The organism is Zunongwangia sp. SCSIO 43204 (genome assembly GCF_019904275.1).
GTDB classification, from domain to species: domain Bacteria; phylum Bacteroidota; class Bacteroidia; order Flavobacteriales; family Flavobacteriaceae; genus Zunongwangia; species Zunongwangia mangrovi.
Genome location: NZ_CP063204.1, coordinates 2,015,495 through 2,034,355, shown reverse-complemented (window position 1 = coordinate 2,034,355; position 18,861 = coordinate 2,015,495). Strand labels below are relative to the sequence as shown.

12 protein-coding genes are annotated in these 18,861 nt (G+C 36.2%); 7 read left to right on the top strand and 5 right to left on the bottom strand.

Translation table 11 applies throughout. The features are described 5' to 3' along the window. Positions 1-23: 23 nt before the first annotated feature. The 3 genes from INR75_RS08960 to INR75_RS08950 all read left to right on the top strand — a co-directional run bounded on the left by INR75_RS08960 (position 24) and on the right by INR75_RS08950 (position 4,418). Positions 24-2,468 carry a DUF4114 domain-containing protein gene (locus tag INR75_RS08960; protein ID WP_223091628.1) on the top strand — a complete coding sequence of 815 codons (2,445 nt, stop codon included), beginning with the start codon at positions 24-26 and terminating at the stop codon, positions 2,466-2,468. A gap of 193 nt (positions 2,469-2,661) precedes the next feature. Beyond that, on the top strand, positions 2,662-3,198 hold the full coding sequence (locus INR75_RS08955) for a YfiT family bacillithiol transferase (protein ID WP_223091627.1): 537 nt from the start codon (positions 2,662-2,664) through the stop codon (positions 3,196-3,198). A 119-nt stretch (positions 3,199-3,317) separates the two neighbouring features. Continuing rightward, complete coding sequence (locus tag INR75_RS08950) at positions 3,318-4,418, top strand: carboxypeptidase-like regulatory domain-containing protein (RefSeq protein WP_223091626.1); 1,101 nt, start codon at positions 3,318-3,320, stop codon at positions 4,416-4,418. Between the two features lie 220 nt (positions 4,419-4,638). Here INR75_RS08950 and INR75_RS08945 read toward each other — a convergent pair whose 3' ends face one another. Continuing rightward, a complete protein-coding gene (locus INR75_RS08945; protein WP_223091625.1) occupies positions 4,639-6,699 on the bottom strand; it encodes a tetratricopeptide repeat protein in 2,061 nt (686 codons plus the stop codon). A gap of 148 nt (positions 6,700-6,847) precedes the next feature. Here INR75_RS08945 and INR75_RS08940 point away from each other — a divergent pair, with 148 nt between their 5' ends. Together INR75_RS08940 and INR75_RS08935 are read left to right on the top strand one after the other, a co-directional pair. Next, entirely contained in the window at positions 6,848-8,095 is a 1,248-nt protein-coding gene (locus INR75_RS08940; RefSeq protein WP_223091624.1) for an oligosaccharide flippase family protein, read from the top strand. A 128-nt stretch (positions 8,096-8,223) separates the two neighbouring features. Beyond that, positions 8,224-9,426, top strand: coding sequence for a glycosyltransferase (locus tag INR75_RS08935; RefSeq protein ID WP_223091623.1), 1,203 nt, complete (start codon positions 8,224-8,226; stop codon positions 9,424-9,426). Between the two features lie 7 nt (positions 9,427-9,433). On the opposite strand, the gene INR75_RS08930 is transcribed toward INR75_RS08935, so the two are convergent. The 3 genes from INR75_RS08930 to INR75_RS08920 are packed head-to-tail and all read right to left on the bottom strand — an operon-like array spanning position 9,434 to position 15,292. After that, the gene (locus INR75_RS08930; protein ID WP_255584685.1) at positions 9,434-10,987 is read right to left on the bottom strand and encodes a cellulase family glycosylhydrolase; all 1,554 of its coding nucleotides are present in this window, start codon (positions 10,985-10,987) and stop codon (positions 9,434-9,436) included. Further along, positions 10,977-12,203, bottom strand: coding sequence for a hypothetical protein (locus INR75_RS08925; RefSeq protein WP_223091622.1), 1,227 nt, complete (start codon positions 12,201-12,203; stop codon positions 10,977-10,979). Before INR75_RS08925 ends, INR75_RS08930 begins: the two co-directional genes overlap by 11 nt. Continuing rightward, entirely contained in the window at positions 12,203-15,292 is a 3,090-nt protein-coding gene (locus INR75_RS08920; RefSeq protein ID WP_223091621.1) for a hypothetical protein, read from the bottom strand. Before INR75_RS08920 ends, INR75_RS08925 begins: the two co-directional genes overlap by 1 nt. A 176-nt stretch (positions 15,293-15,468) precedes the next feature. Between INR75_RS08920 and INR75_RS08915 the strand changes: the two genes are divergently transcribed. Next, the gene (locus INR75_RS08915; protein ID WP_223091620.1) at positions 15,469-16,668 is read left to right on the top strand and encodes a response regulator; all 1,200 of its coding nucleotides are present in this window, start codon (positions 15,469-15,471) and stop codon (positions 16,666-16,668) included. A gap of 149 nt (positions 16,669-16,817) precedes the next feature. Here the strand turns inward: INR75_RS08915 and INR75_RS08910 are convergent, their stop codons facing one another. Next, entirely contained in the window at positions 16,818-17,621 is an 804-nt protein-coding gene (locus INR75_RS08910; protein ID WP_223091619.1) for an endonuclease/exonuclease/phosphatase family protein, read from the bottom strand. Positions 17,622-17,792: 171 nt separating this feature from the next. On the opposite strand from INR75_RS08910, the gene INR75_RS08905 reads away from it, so the two are divergent. After that, positions 17,793-18,671: a DUF808 domain-containing protein gene (locus INR75_RS08905; RefSeq protein ID WP_223091618.1), complete on the top strand. Its 879-nt coding sequence runs from the start codon at positions 17,793-17,795 to the stop codon at positions 18,669-18,671. The last annotated feature ends 190 nt before the right edge of the window (positions 18,672-18,861 follow it).

Genomic DNA, 18,861 nt, shown 5'->3' with positions numbered 1-18,861 from the left:
TCGTGATATAAATCAGCCAGATCATGAAGCAACAATTACTTTTTCTTTGTCTTTTAGTTTCTTTTTTCGGAACAGCACAGGATTACAAGTTCTTGGGTACTTATGATGATCAAGGTGTTCCAGACTATTTAGTTGGTCGCGACAATATAAGCGCAGCAACCATGCAAATGATTTCTGATGCACTACCGGAAGGTTATCCGGTACCAGATTATAATCCGCATTACATTACCGCAGGTTATGACACCGACCTTATCCTGGATAAAGATGCTGCAGTTTGGGTAACTTTTGTAAAAGAAGGTGCTGGTTATAAAAATGTTTTAGGCTTTTATACTTATGATATTAATGCGCCAAAACAACCAAAACCAGAGCCAAAGGATATCACCATTATCTTCCCTAATGTTTCTGCAGCTGGATCTGGTGGTGGATTATATGCCGGCGATAAAGTTAAAATTGGAGATTTTAAGGCAGGAACCGGAATTGGCTGGGTGCTTTTAGCCAATGGTTGGAGAGGTTATGTAACCGGTGGTCACTGGCAGGTATTTTCTAATCCTGATTATAACCCAGAAGCCGATCCAGAATTAAGGAAGCATAATGTATTACTGGCAGATCCAGAAAACGAACGAGTAATCCTTGGTTTCGAAGATATTCGTCGAGATTATGCCAGCTGCGATCAGGATTTTAATGACGCTTTATTTTACGTAACGGCTAATCCTTACGATGCGATAAGAACCGCTAATTTTGTAGATATTAAATCGGCTACAGATGTAAGTTCTGCAAACCTTGGCGGATTAGAAAGTAACGGAAATTTAGCTTCTCTAATCGCTAAAAGAAACTTTAGCAGAATTAAAGAAAATAACTTTAAAGATCATAAACGTACACAATCAAAATATAAAGCTCAGGGCCCATTTATGAAAAACTCCCAGGTTAACCTGGAATCCCTACTACCAGAAACCGGGATGTTTGGCTCTGAGCAATCATATGAGTCTAGCCCAGAAGATCTTTTAGCGATCACTAATGCGAAAGAGATCTTCTCGGTAGACTATTATCAGGGTGATATGCGTGTTGCTGCAGCTTTGGCTACATTAACAGATAACGGAATTTACGATCACTCTAAAGTAATTTGCGATCGATTAAACAGCTCTAGTTTAGAAGATATTAGAACAATTCAATTAGCAGGTCACGAAATCATCATGATCAAAACTCTAAGAGCTAGTGGTCAATTAGAATATGCACTTAATTTTTCTGTTCAACTTAATGGCTCTGGCGGAAACAAATTGTACAGCTTCTGGAATATTGGGGATTATCCAAAAGGAAATTACGCAAACTTCCAGATTTGGGGCGGCTCTATGGGGCAGGTAAGCACTTTAGCAAAACATGTGATCGATACCTTTAAAGCTACAAATGGATTAAGTTTTAATACTGAAGAAAGTGAGATCCCGAGTGTTTTTGTAAAGAAAGGAGTATATAAGAATGGACAATTACATCTGCGCATCAAAAATAATTCGGGTGCAACGGCGGTAAATTTCCAGGGAAATATTCGCGCTACTGAAGTCGCTTCTGAAACTGATTTCAATAAAAATATTTCTTTAGCTGCTGAATATGAAGAAGAAGTTATTGTAGATGCCGGAAGTTTATTTGACGTAGGTTTGGAAATTCAGGGGAATAATTCGCCAAAAGCAGATGCACTTTATTTAGCCGATGGCCCCTGGGGAATCGATTATGCTGAAGCTGAAACTAAAATTAATTCCTTCAGCATTACAGAGGTGAAATTGGATAATTTCAGCAATAATTCTTATCAGATTGAAAGAAACGTAAATATAGATGGTGAGATCTACGGAACTTTAAATGTTTTCAGAAATATTTTAGCCGGAGATCAACAATTTTATACTGATAATTTTGAAGCCTTAGAATTTACTTCTAAAAGTAATCTTCCTATTGAAGTGATCCTGGTGACTGATGGTTTAACAGATTGGAATAAAAGATATCGCTACGCTATAGAAACCAATGCAGATGGAAAAATCTACAACTTAAGATTATCAGATTTCAGCAATGATTCTGAAAGTTTTAAAGGCGAGCCGTTAAAAGGAATAGTATTTTCTGTACAAGGGAATTACAGCGCATTTCAGCAATTTAATGTAAACATCGAAAATGTTCAGTTTACCAATTTTAGGGAAATTCCTTCACAGGAAAATCCAATTGCGGTAGTAGATACTCCTGTAAAGAAAGCCTATAATTACCCAAATCCTTTTAGAAATAATACAAGTTTGGTGCTACCAAAATCAGGAAAAAATGTAAAGGTGATGATTTTTGATATGGGCGGCAAAATGGTGCATAACAAAGTGTACGAACTGGAAAACGGAAAAATAGAAGTCCCAATACAATTAAAAAGTGTTCCACCGGGAATCTATAACAGTATAATTATCGTAGATAATAAAGACAAGTCACAAATTGGTTTAGTTGTGAATTAATGATTGGTTAGTTGGTTAGGTTAGTTATGAGTGAAAATGCCGGGAGTGGTTACCCGGCATTTTCTTTTTTATTGGCACCGCCAAAGGATATAATACTCCGAGGCTTGCCTCGAAATTAAAAATCTATTTCCAGAAAATGTCTTGTGAGCTTACCCCGAGATAATTTACTAAATTCGTTTTTCAATCTAAGAGCATGACACTCGATCAACTAAAATATCCCATTGGCACTTTTATAAATCCTGCGGAAATTACTCCGCAACAGCTTAAAACCTGGACTAAGGACATTGCAGAATTACCCGCCGAAATAACAAATCTTACCAAAGATCTTTCTGAAGAACAATTATATTGGCAGTATCGCCCTGAAGGCTGGACGATAAAACAGGTGATTCATCATCTGGCCGATAGTCATATGAATAGTATCATTAGATTTAAAATCGCTTTAACCGAAAAAGATCCTGCCATTAGAGGTTATGATGAAACTGCCTGGGCACAATTAGATGATTATTCGTGTGATATTCACCAAAGCTTAATATTGTTAGAAGGTTTACATCATCGTTGGGTAAAATTAATCGAGAATTTTAGCGAAAATGAACTTCAAAAGACTTTTTACCACCCAGAAAGGAAACAAAAGTTCACTTTGAAAACCGCTATCGGGATGTATGCCTGGCATTCTAAACATCACCTGGGGCATATCGAACAGGCGATTAAATTTCAGGGGGAATTTAAGTAATATTGAAGATTTTTTGAATAAATTTTAGGCTTTGCCGTTAACTTTATTTTTCTTAATTTAATTCCTTAAAAGTCTAAGTTTTAAGAATGTCTTCTACATCTCACTTCCCAAAAGGGCTAATGTTGATTGTAATATTATTCATTTACAATTCTAATGGATATGCTCAACAAGCGCTGGTTTTAGATTCGCTAAGTCTAGAACCTATTCCCTACGCTAATTTGGATTTTGGGAATAATCAAGGAAGTGTAAGTAATGAAGACGGAATTATCTTTACCCCAAAAGATCATGAAGAATACATTCTTTCTCATTTGGGTTATCAGACCAAAAAACTATCCTCGAAAGATCTTAAAGACACCTTATATTTAAAAGCTTTAGCTTACAATTTGGATGAAGTTGTTTTAAACAATTTTAATGCGAAAGATACCATTTTGAAAGCATTTGAGAATATCCCGAAGAACTTTCTCTCACAGCCTTTTAATCAAGAAGGAATATTTAGATATAGTTTAAAAAAGGATGGTAAAGGAGTAGAAATGATCGAAACCGACTTTCTTTCTTATAAAGCTTCTATAAAAGAAGAAAACAAAACCAAAATTTCTGAAGTAAAAAAGACAGAAAAATATTTGCTTGACTTAAATACCGGTGTTGCTGAAATTCTAAATCTAATGGATCTCTCACAGTCAAACGCTCCATTGATTGAAAAATTAAAAACCCTCAATTTTAGCTATGCAGGCCGAATTAAAAATTTAAACGAAAATATTTATAAGATCGAACTTTCTGATAGCCAGGGTTTAGTCTCAGGACATATTTTTCTAAGCGAAAAAAATCTTGCCTTAAAAGAAATTAAAGTTGAATATTTAAGAAACAAAATACCAGAATTAACTCGTGAGGAACCAAATTATACGACACGAGTTGCTTCGTTTATCAAATTCAACAACGATAATAGCAACAGACAATTTCTATCGTACGCTGAAATAATTAATGATAAAAAAATACTTTTTGGAAATGACTCTATTTTTGATTTTCAGATAAGTAGTAAAATCGCTTTCAATAAATTAATTCAAGGAAAAAAGGTCAAAAAATTTAGAAGCAACTATAATTCGAAAAAAGCCTTCAATAAAACCGTGGCTAAATTCAAACAAAAGCAGCAATGGACCAATAGTGAAATGCTTCCCATGACAACAGAAGAATTAAATATTTTAAAAGATATTTATGCTAATTAATTCTATTTCGATTTTTCGATATTTTAAAGCCTCTTTTTTTAGATAATTGATGATCCGTAATTCGTTGTTTAGTCATTCCGTTCCAATAACCATTGGAATTGAAGCAGAATCTCATACTATATTGAAAACAAATTATTGTGATGGGACCCTGAATCAAGTTCAGGGTGACCATACCTCATTATTATCTATTTTGGACATTTAATTTGATAATCTTTTAAACTTACCTCGTTTCAAAAACCGGCTTATTCAAAAAAATCCACTTCAGTCGAAATCCAAATTCAGTAAAAGTAAAACCAGCTGCAGTGGCAGATGCTATGTTACTTCGAGTTCCGTAGAAATTCGCTAAACAACGTTCTGAAAATTTATAGCCAAACCTTCCCTGGATACGATAAGTAGATTGTTTGGGATCGTCTTCGATAAACTGGTAACCGGTTGCTGCGGTTAATCCATAAAACAGACTTTTGGCCTCCACAGCATTTTCATCCATCAAAAAGTCGACAAAAATCTCAACTGCATTAAATCGCGACGGACTAAAATAGATCGTTGGTACCTGATTCTTAAAACTTAAGAATTGATAATTTAAACCTCCTTTTAAAACCGGCTTCGACAGGAAATTATAATACAACGAGGTAAACAGCAAATTCCTGCTATTTTCATCACTCTGCGAACTGTAATAATACTGCGTAAACCAACCCAAATTAAAATTAGTGCCCATATTATAGTTCATGTAATAATTGTTCACCACGATTTCGCGATCCAAAAGATCGGCATTGAAATTCTGAACTTCGCGGTTATAACCAACTTCCAGATCCTGCAATTTATATGGCTTGATCTTGAAAAAAGCTTGCGCCAGAAACTGGTTATAATTATTACTGAAAGAGTTAGCCGAATTTATTCCTCCTAAAACATGAAAAGTAGCTTTTGGATGAAACTTATAGCTTCCACCTAAACTAAAATTATTTGAAGTTGCTTCGTTTTCTGTAATGCTATTTCGGGTTTTTCGATAGTTATAATTGGCATTAAAACTCAGTTTTGTGCTAACCGGAAATTCAATATTGGTATTTGTAGCATAGGCTTTGTTATCTCCATTATCGAAAGTGTAATTTATTTTCTCTTCTACAGTCGGTGTAAAACTTCGATCTAACTTCCCTAAGAAATTGGTCGCATCTTTTTGATTAGGAAACACTTTTAAAGTCTGATAAGCGGCATCGTAAGCATTTTCGGTTTCGCCATCTGCAAAATAAGCATTGGCAATTCCCAAATTTCCATCGAAAGAAGCGGTGTCTTTTTCTAAAATTTGCTGATAATCAGCAATACTTTCTTTAAAATCACTTCTATACATTCCTAAAGTTGCACGCAATGACAACACCCAGTTTTCTTCACCGTATTTTTTTATTAATTCTAAAATATAAGCTTCAGCATTTTTAAAATCTTTATTCCAAACCAAAGTTTGAGCGTATCGTTCTCTTGAAGCCTGTATCGACGTGGAATCACCCAAAACCTCGGCTTTTTCAATAGCTTTTTCAGCAAGCGCCTGGGCTTCTTTTTCATTTTCAGCGATATGCGCAGCAAGTGACATTCCGTTTAAAGCTACGATACTGTCTTTAGCGTTTTTGGCTAATTCCAAATAAACATTTTTAGCTTCATCGGTTTCTTTAGTGATTAAATAGATATTAGCTTTATTCAGCAAGGTTTCTCTATCACCAGAAAAATCTTCTAAATTTTCATTCAGCAAAGCGATCGCCGGCTCGTATTCCTGATTCTGCATTTTTTGATACGCAAATCCTAAACGAATATATTTTTTAGAAACCATCGCATTTGGATTGCCGGGAGAAGTTTCTAATGCTCTATTCACATAGATCAAAGCATTGTCATATTCCTTCAAATTAGAAAGCGTGTTGGCAAAGCCTAAAAGTGCTGCAAAGTTTTCTGGATATTTTTGTACAAGATCGCTGTAATAAGCTTTAGCTTTATTAAAATGGCTTCCCCATAAAAGTGATTCGGCATAATTTAGTTCGATTTCCAGGTCACCGGGATAGTCTTTCAGCAAATCGGTAAAGATCGAAGTTGCCTTTTGCGGTTCACCGTTTAAGCCTACTGCCCTACCGTAGCACAAATTTGCAGTTTTGTTATCTGGATATTCGTTTAGAATACCTTCAAAAAAAGTTTCAGCTTTCGCAAAATCGCCTTGTTCTAAATAGCCAAAACCTTCCTGCATGTCTTGCGCAGATACTAATTGAATGCCTAGAAACAGAAAAAATAATAGGTTAAGTTTTTTCATGGGTACTTGGTTAATTTTTGTAGTTGCAAGTTAAGCCTGTTTTGGTCTTCATTCATCTACATAAAACTCCCGCTCAACGAAATAGAATCCCTTTTCACTGAAATCTACTGGATATTTGTGCCGATAACTAATCTAAAACCGAACTAAAATGATTTTATCACAACTAAAGGTAAGAAAAATAACGCCGGAACAGTTTTTTATGCTGAGCGCAATGGGTGTTAATTTAGGTAACTACCTATACAACTTGTTGTTAGGTAGAATATTGGGACCAGAGCAATTTGCTAATGCTGCGATCCTAATTACTTTTTTACTGGTTTTGTCGTTTATCGCCATGACATTTCAGTTAACCGTTGCTAAGTTTACCGCAGGTTACGAGACTGAAAAACAACTTCATTTCCTTAATTATGTAAAAAAAGCCAGTCTTATCATTGGAGTCGTGGCTTCGCTTGCTGTTGTCCTATTCGCAGGACAACTTCAAAATATTTTTAATACTGATAGTAAGTGGATGTTCGTGATTTTTGGTGTTGGGATTCCGCTTTATTTTTTAATGAGCGTAAACCGTGGTTTTTACCAGGGAAGCAAAAGTTTCTATAAACTTTCTGCAACCTATCAAACCGAAATGTTTAGCAGATTAGTGATCACATTGCTTTTGGTAACGCTTTTGGCTAATGGATCTTCGGTTTTAATTGCTTCAGGAATTTTAATCTCATTCGTATTTGGATTGATCCCGTTTAAAAATAGTGGCAATTTTTTCACAAAAGTAAGCTTAGAACAATCAGATCGTAAAAGCCTGGTAAATTTTATCGCCATCACTGCTTTTTACGAGCTTACACAAATCATTATCAACAACAGCGACATCTTGCTGGTAAAACATTATTTCGATTCTTACGAAGCCGGTTTATATGCTTCGCTGGCTTTGATTGGCCGTTTGGTTTACTTTGTAGCCTGGATGTTCGTAATGATCTTATTGCCAACCGTTGTACAAAAAAAGAAAAATGGTGAAAATACCTTACCTGTGCTTTTTAAATATGTTGGTTTTGTAAGTCTTTTAGCGATAAGTATAATTACGGTGACCTATTTTGTACCCGAGTTAATTATAGATATCATGTTTGGTGATGCTTATACCAGTATCGCGCCTTTACTTTGGAAATACGCTTTAGCTACCTCTTTATTCGCAATCTCTAATGTTTTTGTGTATTACTTTTTATCGATCGATAAATACATGCCGGTAGCCTTGTCTGGAATCTTTGGTTTGGGACAGGTAGGACTAATTGTTTTCTTTCACAATAGTTTAGAACAGGTGGTGTTAGTACAGATCATTATTATGGTCGTGCTGCTTTTAATTCAACTGAGCTATTTCTTTTACCAACACATAAAGAAAGCTCACCTACAGTAAATTACCGTTTATCGAAGAAGAAAAAATTAAGACAGGTTTATATAGATATTTGAATCATAATTAAAAGAACAAGATTTTCTAAAATAACTAACTCCTTCTAAAAGAGGATTTCTAAAACCAAATTTACCATGAAACTAGCAATTGTAACAGCGTTCCCTCCTAGCAAAGTAACTTTAACGGAGTATGGATATCATTTGGTAAAGCATTTTGCTTTAAAGGATGAAGTAGATGAGATCGTATTAATTACAGATCATACAGAAGAAGAAAAGCAAATAGACTTTGATGCAAATTGCAAGATCACGGTTAAAGACTGCTGGAAGTTTAACAGCTACGCCAATATTGTAAATATTTACAAGGCAATTTCAGCTGAAAAACCAGACGCTATTTTATTCAATTTGCAGTTTATGAAATTTGGAGACAAGAAAGCTGCTGCGGCTTTAGGCTTAATGCTTCCTATGATCTTCAAGATGAAAAGAATCCCAACGATCGTTTTATTGCATAACATTCTAGAAACTGTAGATCTTGAAAAAGCAGGATTCACTCAGAATAAATTGATGCAAAAAATGTACAATTTTATAGGTTCTACACTTACAAGATTAGTATTACAAGCAGATCTTGTAGCCGTAACCATTAGTAAATACGAATACATTTTAAAATCTAAATACAGAAAAAAGAACGTAATGTTGATTCCGCATGGTGCTTTTGAGACACCGCCAGAACCAACTTACGATCTACCAGCAGGTCCAAAAAAGATCATGACTTTTGGCAAATTTGGAACTTATAAAAAAGTAGAGATCTTAATTGAAGCAATCGAGAAATTAAGAAAAACCTCTAAACAGGAAATGGAAATTGTAATAGCAGGAACCGATAGTCCTAATACGCCTGGTTATATCGAAAGCATGAAAAAGAAGTATAAGGATGTTCCTAATCTTACATTTACCGGTTATGTTGAAGAAAAAGATGTACCGGTGATCTTCGGAGAAAGTGCGGTAGTTGTATTCCCCTACACCTCAACTACCGGAAGCTCCGGGGTTTTACACCAGGCAGGAAGTTACGGGAAAGCAGTAGTGCTTCCAGATCTTGGTGACTTAGGAATTTTGGTAAGAGAAGAAGGCTATCGCGGCCAGTTTTTCACGCCATCAAATGTAGATTCTTTAGCAAAGTCTATCGATGCGATCATTTCTAACGATGGATATCGCGTAGAGCTTGGTAAAAAGAATTACAAAGCTTCATGTTCTTTACCAATGGAAAAAATTGCAGATATGTACTTAGAGCAATTCCATAGAATTATGAACAAAAATTTTAAAAACGGAATGAGCGTAGTTCAATAGATTGGTGTTAGTGAGTTATATACTTAAAAGCAGGCTTAGGTTCTCCATTCTGGTCTAAAAACCCGAAGAATCTTTGCCTGCTTTTTCTCCATGGTAATCTACCCACCACCTGCGAAGGAACTTCCTCGAAATCATATAAGGTCCAGGACATAAATGCTAGCTCCTGTTTTTTAAAGAAGTCTTGCATTTTTTTATGGTAACCGGCCTGTGCTTCTTCATCGGTTCCAAAAGGATTCCATAAGCCGTGATAAGAACTCATTCCAAATTCCTGCATTACCAGTGGTTTATTGGGAATTTCTTTTTCAAGAATGCTATAATCTGAAGCTAATTTTTCTAGATCTTTATAAAAATGAAAAGACACAAAATCTATTTTATCCTGAAGATTTATCGCAGCTTCTGGCGACGACCATCCAATTGTAATTAGATGATTGGGATCGTATTTTTTAATCTCATCGGCAACGTGAGATAACCATTGTAAGACCATATCTTTCCCACGGCTTTCAAAATCCAAATCGGGTTCATTTTTTAGATCCCAGGCTAAAATTGCCGAATGATCTTTAAAAGCTGAAACGATCTGATCTGCATGCCGGTGGGTGAGCGTCCAATCCAACACCGAATAATCTCCATAAAAATCAAACAAAGTAACCACTACTTTTAATTGATTTTCTTCGGCCAGATCTAAAACCATTCTTAGTTTCTCTAATTTCTGCGGAAGAACTTCAGCTTTTCCAAAATCTTCATACTGAATAAAAATCCGAATACTGTTTAACCCGGCATTTCTAATGATTTCAAAATCTTTAGCGATCGTATCACTACTGAAGTTTTCTCCAAACATATCCCAGGGCGAATCCTTTGGATAATAATTAATTCCCTTGATCTGAAATTCGTTATTTTCAACAATTATTTTTTTGCCTTTAACTTCAGCAATTTTATTGGTAACAACCGAATCCTCCTGTGCTTTAGCCGATTGTTTTACCATGTGCCTTATGCGCCAAAAACCATCTTCTAAAAGCATCATCACGCGATACGACGAGGTATCCTGATGCGTTAAAAGCTTTTTATCCTGCTCGTAAATTTCCTGGTATTCAATCACCTCATCATCAGTAATCACCACCAATTGACCATCTGCACTATAAAACTCTAATTTGGGATGGTGATTTAAGGTAGTTGCCTCTAAATGAATATCATTTTCTTTATTAAATGCAATGGTTTTAAAAAGATTTACGCGAGAACTATCGGTATAATAATCTTCGATTCCGTAAGGATTATTGGTTTTATAAGCCACGTGTTTTACATACCAGGCGTTCAAATAATCCTGCTGAATTTCACCTAAAGTCTGCTGCTCCATTAGCCGGCCGGGATTTTCTAAACTTCCCCATTCTATATCTGGCAAATACACATCTTTGCTCAACACCTCGGTATGTAACATTCCTGTGCGCTCGGCTCCTGTATTTAACCACGCCAAAACTGAACTTAATCCAAAAAGCACCAAGGCATTTAGCGCCACAAAAGTGACGATCAACCCGGCACGATAGATATTTTTATTCATCTTATTCTTCATAACTCAGTTCTTCTGTGGTTTTGCTTTTGCCCAGGGCTTCAATTTTAAAACTATAGCTGTTTTCAGGATAAAAACTTTTGGTTAATCGAAAAGTCACGAAACCATCATTCGAGGTTTCCTGCTTTATTTCAACTAATTTATTTTGATGAAAAATATGCAATTTCACTACGGCACCATCAGGAATTAGCTGTTGCATAAAACTTTGCAGTGGGCCGATTTTAATCGTTCGATTTCCGTTAGAAAACTCGACTTCAAAATCTTTTAAGGCCTGTCTAAAACTAATTTCAATTTCATTACTTTCAGCCAAACCGGTCACGTAGCCTTTAATTTTCCAGGTATCAGGATGATCTGGATGAATTATTTTTGCCGTCGCCACCCCTTCTATCGAACTTCCTCTGGTGGTAAGCATTGTTCCTGCTTCATTTTCGATATAGAACGACACCAAAGTTCCATCGCTAATCGTATTTCCCCATTCATCTTTTATTTCTGAAGTAGTAAATTCTGCGATCTGGTTTCCATCGGCAAAATCGTGATTTCTGAATGAGGATATTTGAAAATCTGTAGCGTTTGAAGGAAAAACATTGGTAGTTAATTCGATCGAATTTACGCCTAAAACCGTTGAAGAAACATTGATATTTCCTGTTTTTCGATAGGCCATAATATTTCGCCAGGCCATAAGTTTATCTGTAAATATTTCTACAGAATCGATCTCCTCGTAAAACTGTTTATGCAGCATCACGCTTGTGCTATCGGGCAAAGGATTATCCATCGCGTCCATTGGCACGACCACTAACATCGAATAATCACGATCGCCCGCCTGAATACTTCGCGGCCCAAAATAACTTTCGATTACTGTTTTTGAAGCAACTTTTGGCAGAATCTCGAAACTTCCGGTTTGTAATTGCTCTTCATCCTTCAGCAAAATCCAATTGACTTCGCCGCTTTTTGCACTTAGAAAATCAGGAATTAAAAATGTGGCTTGATTTTCTGCAATCTCAGGTTTCAGAATACTTTGCGAATAAGAATGATGAAGATAAAGTTTACATCTTTCGTCAATATTGTTGAATTTCAGCTGAATTTTTTCGCCGGCTGTATATCGATCTTGGTCATTTATAAGCTCAATTTTTTCAGCATCAACTTCAGTATAAAAATATCCAAAAGAAGAGCCTAAAACGACCAAACTCAGCAATATGATGAATCTAATTTTTAGTCTCATTATTTTGGATTTCCAACGTAATTATTCAGTTCTAATTTAATGAAATTATAGCCTTTTCCTTCCAAGGCCTGCATTTGCTGTTTTGGATGATCTTCTTTACGATCTGGAATCACTTTTATGGCGATCTCTTTATTAGGCAAACCATTTACAAAAATATTTTCCATCGAAGAATTGATAATTTCTACCTCTTCAAGATTCGGCAAATCATAATCAAAATATTGTTTACGCTGTACCCGCACGCCTTCTCGCATAAAATCCTGATTCACCCAAACAAGCTGTTTATTTTCATCGTAATACGAAAAAATAAGCTCGGGAATGGTCACTTCCTGGATTCCGTAGTTAAAAAGTGTTCCAGAGATCTTGTCTTCAGCATAATTTACATCGGCCAGGGCTACATATTTATAAAGAGCTGTATTGGCAACATTTCCCGCGCATTGCAAATTGAATTTGGTTGGCGGTTCTGGTAATTCTACCGGCGTAAATTCATCTGGATTAAACGTCTCCGGAATTTTATCGTTTTTCCCCAACCAGGCGATCCCTTCAAAATCGACTCTAAAACTGCTAATTTCCTTCGGAAGCAATTTATGGCTCATCACATATTTTGCGCTATAGCCGGCAAGTTCTTTGTTGTCTTCGTTGTATAAGGTTCCTTTGATCACCACATCGGCAGGCACATTATCGACATTCTGAATTTCGCCAATAATCGCATAACGATCGCCCTTTTTCACCAATTTTGCTGAAAGCACCTCTAAAACCGGCTGTTTTAAAACATCCTGGTGATAGGTTTGCTGTGTGGTAATTCTTCGACGCCCATGATTATAAAACTGCGTTAGATTATCTGAAAAAAGCTGATCTGGCGGAATATCCAGATCGTAAGTACTCGGTTTTATAAACCACTTTCCTCCTATTTTAATGACATCGTGCTCGTAGGTTTTGTCGATCTTTTCGAGCGGAGTGATCCACTCGGTATGCGCTAATATTTTCGCCCTGTTCTTTGATTCACTAAGCACTTCCAGCCCGATCGAATCCATTTTGGCGTAAGAACTTAAAATACCATCGGTTACTGAAACTTCAAGCATATATTGCGCGATCGTTACATCACTATTTGGATCTAGATAAGAATGTGCTCTTTCAAACTCTTTAAAATCGAGCGCATCATAATACGACCGTACTACGTTTTCAGCACTTATTTGTGTCGCATTTTTAATGTAAAAAAGGTAAATTCCGTAGAAAATGACTCCGCATAAAATTACCGCCCAAATATGACTAATCTTGAGCAGCTTCCAGCTGAAACCGTCATAATTAGTTTTAAATCTTAGAAAATCGGGTTTCTCGGGTATTTTGATCTTTAGCATTTGAAACCAGATCAACTGAATATTAATAAAGAATGCGATCAAAACAGTGAGCACCGGAATCACGCCCCACATAATTTTTAGGAAAACGGGAACGTCTTCTTTTGGCAAAATCTTGCTGAGCGGCGGGACATTTAATTTTTCCCAAACCATAATTCCATTTTCTAACTGCTGAAGCCGCTGCCAACCGGAGAAATACAAAATAGGATCGTAAAACTTATCGTTTGAAAATATGTATTTTAGGTTATATTTTTCTGGAACGGTTAAGAACTGCTGCAAAGAGCCGATCCCTTCTACCCCACGGAATTTTGAATTTTCAAGTCGCTCTACCGCCCTGGTGGTGAGTTCTGGTAAACGCCGGGCGCTATGATAATTTCCATCGACAGTTAGCGCATTGGTTTGTGCTGAAAGCCACGCCATCTGGTCTCCAAATCCCAAAGTTAAAAATCGCCAGTGATCATGCTGATCCTGATTTAGAAAATTGGTAATGGGTAAGGTTTTTATTTTTTGCGGCTGCATAGGCCTAAAATAGCCGAGCGTGATCGTAAAAATGCACATAAAAAGGAACATTCCTACTAATACAGCTCCTAAGACCCGATGATAAACCGCGCCTAATTTCTCCTGAATTTTCCAACGCAAATCACCTTCAGCAAAACGATAGCCAAATTCACCGAATATCGGCAAAGCCATGATCGATGCCCAAAGCGTAAATCTATCTAAAGTAAGAATATTAAAGGCCGTATCGCCCAGCATCATTCTGGGAATTGGTGTAGTTCCACCGGTTCCTAGAATCGTTAATAAGGTAAACGACAATCCAAAAAAGATGTATCGTTTTGAGTAATATCGATAAAAAATATACGGTAACAGAAACAATAAAATTCCCCACGGAATGGTAAAGAACACCAATCCAGACGAGGTAACTTCTAAAAAATTATCCCTGCTTCCATGCGGAATTGGCACCTGGGTGATCGGGTTTTTCTTTGAATTGATCCAATACGGCAAAATACAGGTTACGATGATGACTAGCGAAATTCCGCCAAATAGGACAATTCTTTTAAAGGCTTCAAAAAAAGATTTCAGAAAAACTTTAAAAGTGACTTCTTTGATATGATTTACTCGCTCTCGTGAATTGTCCATCACCGCCATCCCGATTAACGGAAAAATAAAAAACACCATTCCAAAGATCGGTGTTACGTGATGCGAAGTAACGGTAACCGCTAATAAAGAGATCGCTCTAACTAGTGAACCGAGTTTCCCGGTTTTTATCCACATATAAATTTCAGGCATGCAATGCATCAACACCGAAACTCCCACAATGCTGGGTAACTGACCAAAAATATGCAGTGTTTCTACAAAAGATGACGAAAAAACCGCCAAAAGCGCTGCATATCCCGCAGCCTTTCGATCTGCTAGCATCATTAGCGAAAATCGATAAACCCCAGTGATAAATAGAATAATACCAATAACCCCAACCGTGAACAACCCAAATTTTAGTCCGCCAATATAACTTAACAGCCCCATCGCCTGGTGCACCAGCGGTGGATACCCCATTACGGTAAAACCCGTGTACCACTCGTAGTTCCAGGGTTCCCACCAACTATTGGCATAATGATCTGCAAAGAATAAATGAATTAAAGCATCGTAAGTATTTTCTATAGTGAAGAAAATCGCCGTCCCATTAAAAAGAACGCCAATAATCAAGGCTACTATTAAATATTTATTAGTCTTTTCCTTCATTTGTTAGATAAGTTCTATAAAACTACAATAAATATAAAAGAATGTTTATCGTAATAGCAATCCATTTATCGATACAATTTAACCACTCGTCTAACTAAAATTTGTTCTTCATCTAATAACCAGCGTAATACACTCTAAATCAATCTACTTTTGAACCATATAAACACTCTAATGCCATGAAAATTTTAGCCATCGACGACCAGCAGTTAGTCCTTCTTCCTTTAAAGAGACGTTTAAGTGAATTGGGATATGAAGTAGAAACAGAAACTGATGCTTTAAAAGCTAAAGCTTCTTTCGACACTTTTAAGCCAGATCTAGTGATCGTGGATATTAATATGCCTATAATTTCAGGAATCGAAATTATTAGATACATAAGAGGTACAAAAAATAGCACAACACCAATCATGGTCTTATCTGGAAATACAGATGATAATTTAATTGTAGAAAGTTTTGATCTTGGGATTGAAGATTATATGAAAAAGCCTTTAAGTCTGGACGAAGTTTCGGCTAGAGTGAAACGATTAATTGGTGCTGTAAATAAAGATCAAAAAGCGGTTTCTCAGAACACCATCATTCAGAAAAGATGTGTGGGCGTTGTGATCCCATGCTATAATGAAGAGGATAGATTGTTAAGCAAAGAATTTACAGATTTTGTTGAAAAACACTCTGGATATCATCTTTGTTTTGTTAACGACGGAAGTAAAGACAATACGCTGCAGGTTTTAAACGACCTACGTAGAGGCAGAGAGGATTATATCACGGTTTACGATTGTGAAAAAAACGGAGGAAAAGCTGAAGCAGTTCGATTAGGGATGCTACACATGGCCGAGTATACTGATCTTGATTATATTGGATTTTTAGATGCCGACTTATCTACAGATCTTACAGATTTTGATGATCTAGTTAAAACGATAGAAACCTCAGATTTTAAAATTGTAAGCGGTAGCCGAATTTCCAGAATGGGTGCCAATATTGCGAAAGAATCGGCTAGAGAGATCATTAGCTTAACAATAAACTACATTATTAGAAAAATTCTAAGAATGAACTTTAAAGACACCCAATGTGGAGCTAAGATCATGGATAAAGAAGTGATAAAGATCGCTTTTAATGAACCTTTTATTACAAAATGGCTTTTTGATGTAGAGATCTTTATGCGAATGAAAAAACATTTTGGAGCTGAAAAAGCAAATGCATTTATCTGTGAGCAACCTTTAAAAAGATGGGTACATGCAGATGGATCTAAATTATCAATGAAGGATTCAGCAAAGATCGTTTTTCAGCTTGGTCATATTGCAGCGCACTATAAGAGTAAAAGTGTGGGAAAGCAAAATCAAAATTATAATTACGTCATTGAATCTGGTAAAGTGAATGTATAAAGAATTTCATTTTGAATGCCTCGATATGGGTTTAATTCCCCGAGGTTCTTGATTTTCAATTTTTAATTTGTGCTCAAAACCACGTAGTTAATCTGCGTGGTTTTTCTTTTTAGCTGAAATTCTACAGAAAAGTATCGATTTTTAGCTGATTAGTTCTCTATCACGAATCTTGCTTTTACCGGGAAATGATCTGAGGCATAAGTTTCCTTCAGGACTTCGTGCTTTAAAACTTCAACTTTATTCCCTTTAAACAAAATATAATCAATCGTACTATCTGGATTTTGTGCGGACGAGGTAAACTCGCAATCTTCTATACAGCTAGATGTGAAAGCTTCAAATAAATACTTCATTGACGCACTGTTAGGCATAACATTAAAATCGCCGGTCACAAAAATCGGCTCAGGTTCCTCCGAAAGCACTTCGCGTAATGCCGAAACCTGGGCAAAATTGTTTGAAGCATCTGTATAATCTAAATGTGTATTCGCTATTGTAATAACAAGATCTTTTTTAATATGAATTTTAGCCAAAGACAGTGTTCTTGGCTCGGCATTTTTAGGATTGGGTAATTTCTTGGTAAGCGTATCTGAGATTGGAAATTTAGATAAGATCGCCGTACCATAACCTCCTCCCTGAAAATCGATCGACTTTGAAAAATACCAATATTCGAAACCAGCTTTCGCTGCCAGTTCTTTTGCCATATGCAAATTCTTTCCAGACCGCTTTGTGAAAACATCGATTTCCTGTAACCCAACAATATCTGCTTTACTTTTTTTCAGAATAGCAGCGATGGTATCAATATTTATAAGTTCTGAAGCTGAAGGTGGATTAGCGTGATGAATATTATAACTCAGGATCACAAGCTCGTCACTTTCCTTATCCTGAGCATTCATTTTTAAATTTACACCTAAAAAAACAAGGACAAAACTGGCTAATCTTAGTATTGAACTACGCATAATTTTCGCTTTAAGAATCTTTCAGTAAAAATAGATTCTGAAATTAAAATACAAATATGCAGTTTAGATCGAATAATTATATTGCCAAAATATTAATTTATAGACTGAAGAGTTAATTTGAATCCCACGAGAAAGAAATAAACATTATCTTCCCAAAAATTTTAGAATACTATGGCCTCTGGATTTTTCGCTTTGTTAGATGATATTGCAGCTTTGATGGACGATGTTGCGGTAATGAGTAAAGTTGCCGGTAAAAAAACTGCCGGACTTTTAGGAGATGATCTCGCCGTTAATGCTGAAAAAGCCTCTGGTTTCGTTTCTTCCCGAGAGTTACCGGTCTTATGGCAAATCACTAAAGGATCATTGCTGAATAAATTAATAATCCTGCTACTCGGTTTTCTCTTAAGCGCCTTTTTACCTTCTGTGATTCATATTATTTTATTGTTTGGCGGACTTTATCTTGCCTACGAAGGTGCTGAAAAAGTGTATGAGTTCGCTTTTCCGCATAAAAAGCATCATAAAAAAATTGACACGACTGAAAAATTAACGAAAGAAGAAATTCTAGCTCGAGAAAAAGACAAGGTGAAATCGGCTATTTTAACCGACTTTATTTTATCTGTTGAAATTGTAATTATTGCCCTGGGAACTGTTGAAGGGGCTGAGCTTCCTACACAGATCATCGTAGTGTCCATGATCGCCCTCGTAGCAACCATAGGTGTTTATGGTATTGTGGCTTTAATTGTAAGAATGGACGATTTTGGAACAAAACTTATCGATCTAAATGAAGAAGACAACAGCTTTTCTGATAAAGTTGGTAGATTTTTGGTTAATGCTTTACCCAAAGTAATTAAAGGACTTTCTGTAATAGGAACGATAGCTTTAATGCTGGTTTCAGGAGGAATATTTACTCATAATCTAGATTTTCTACACGATATTTTTCCACAGATCCCGGCTATGATCACCGAATTCTTTATTGGCCTAATCGTTGGTATTTTAGTTTTGATCGTGGTTAAACTAGTTAAAAAAGTAATTAAAAGCTTTAAAAAATAAACTACCCCGGGGCAAGCCCACGAGGTATTCAATAGACACAAATTTTTAATTTCGAGGCAGGCCTCGTATACCTTTTGGCGGTGCCAATAAATTGCTTAATAGCCTAATTTGCTGTTATAAAGGCTATCTAAAATAAGCCACATTACTACAACGCTTAAGATTAAGATGATGATATAGCGGTTTTTGTGCA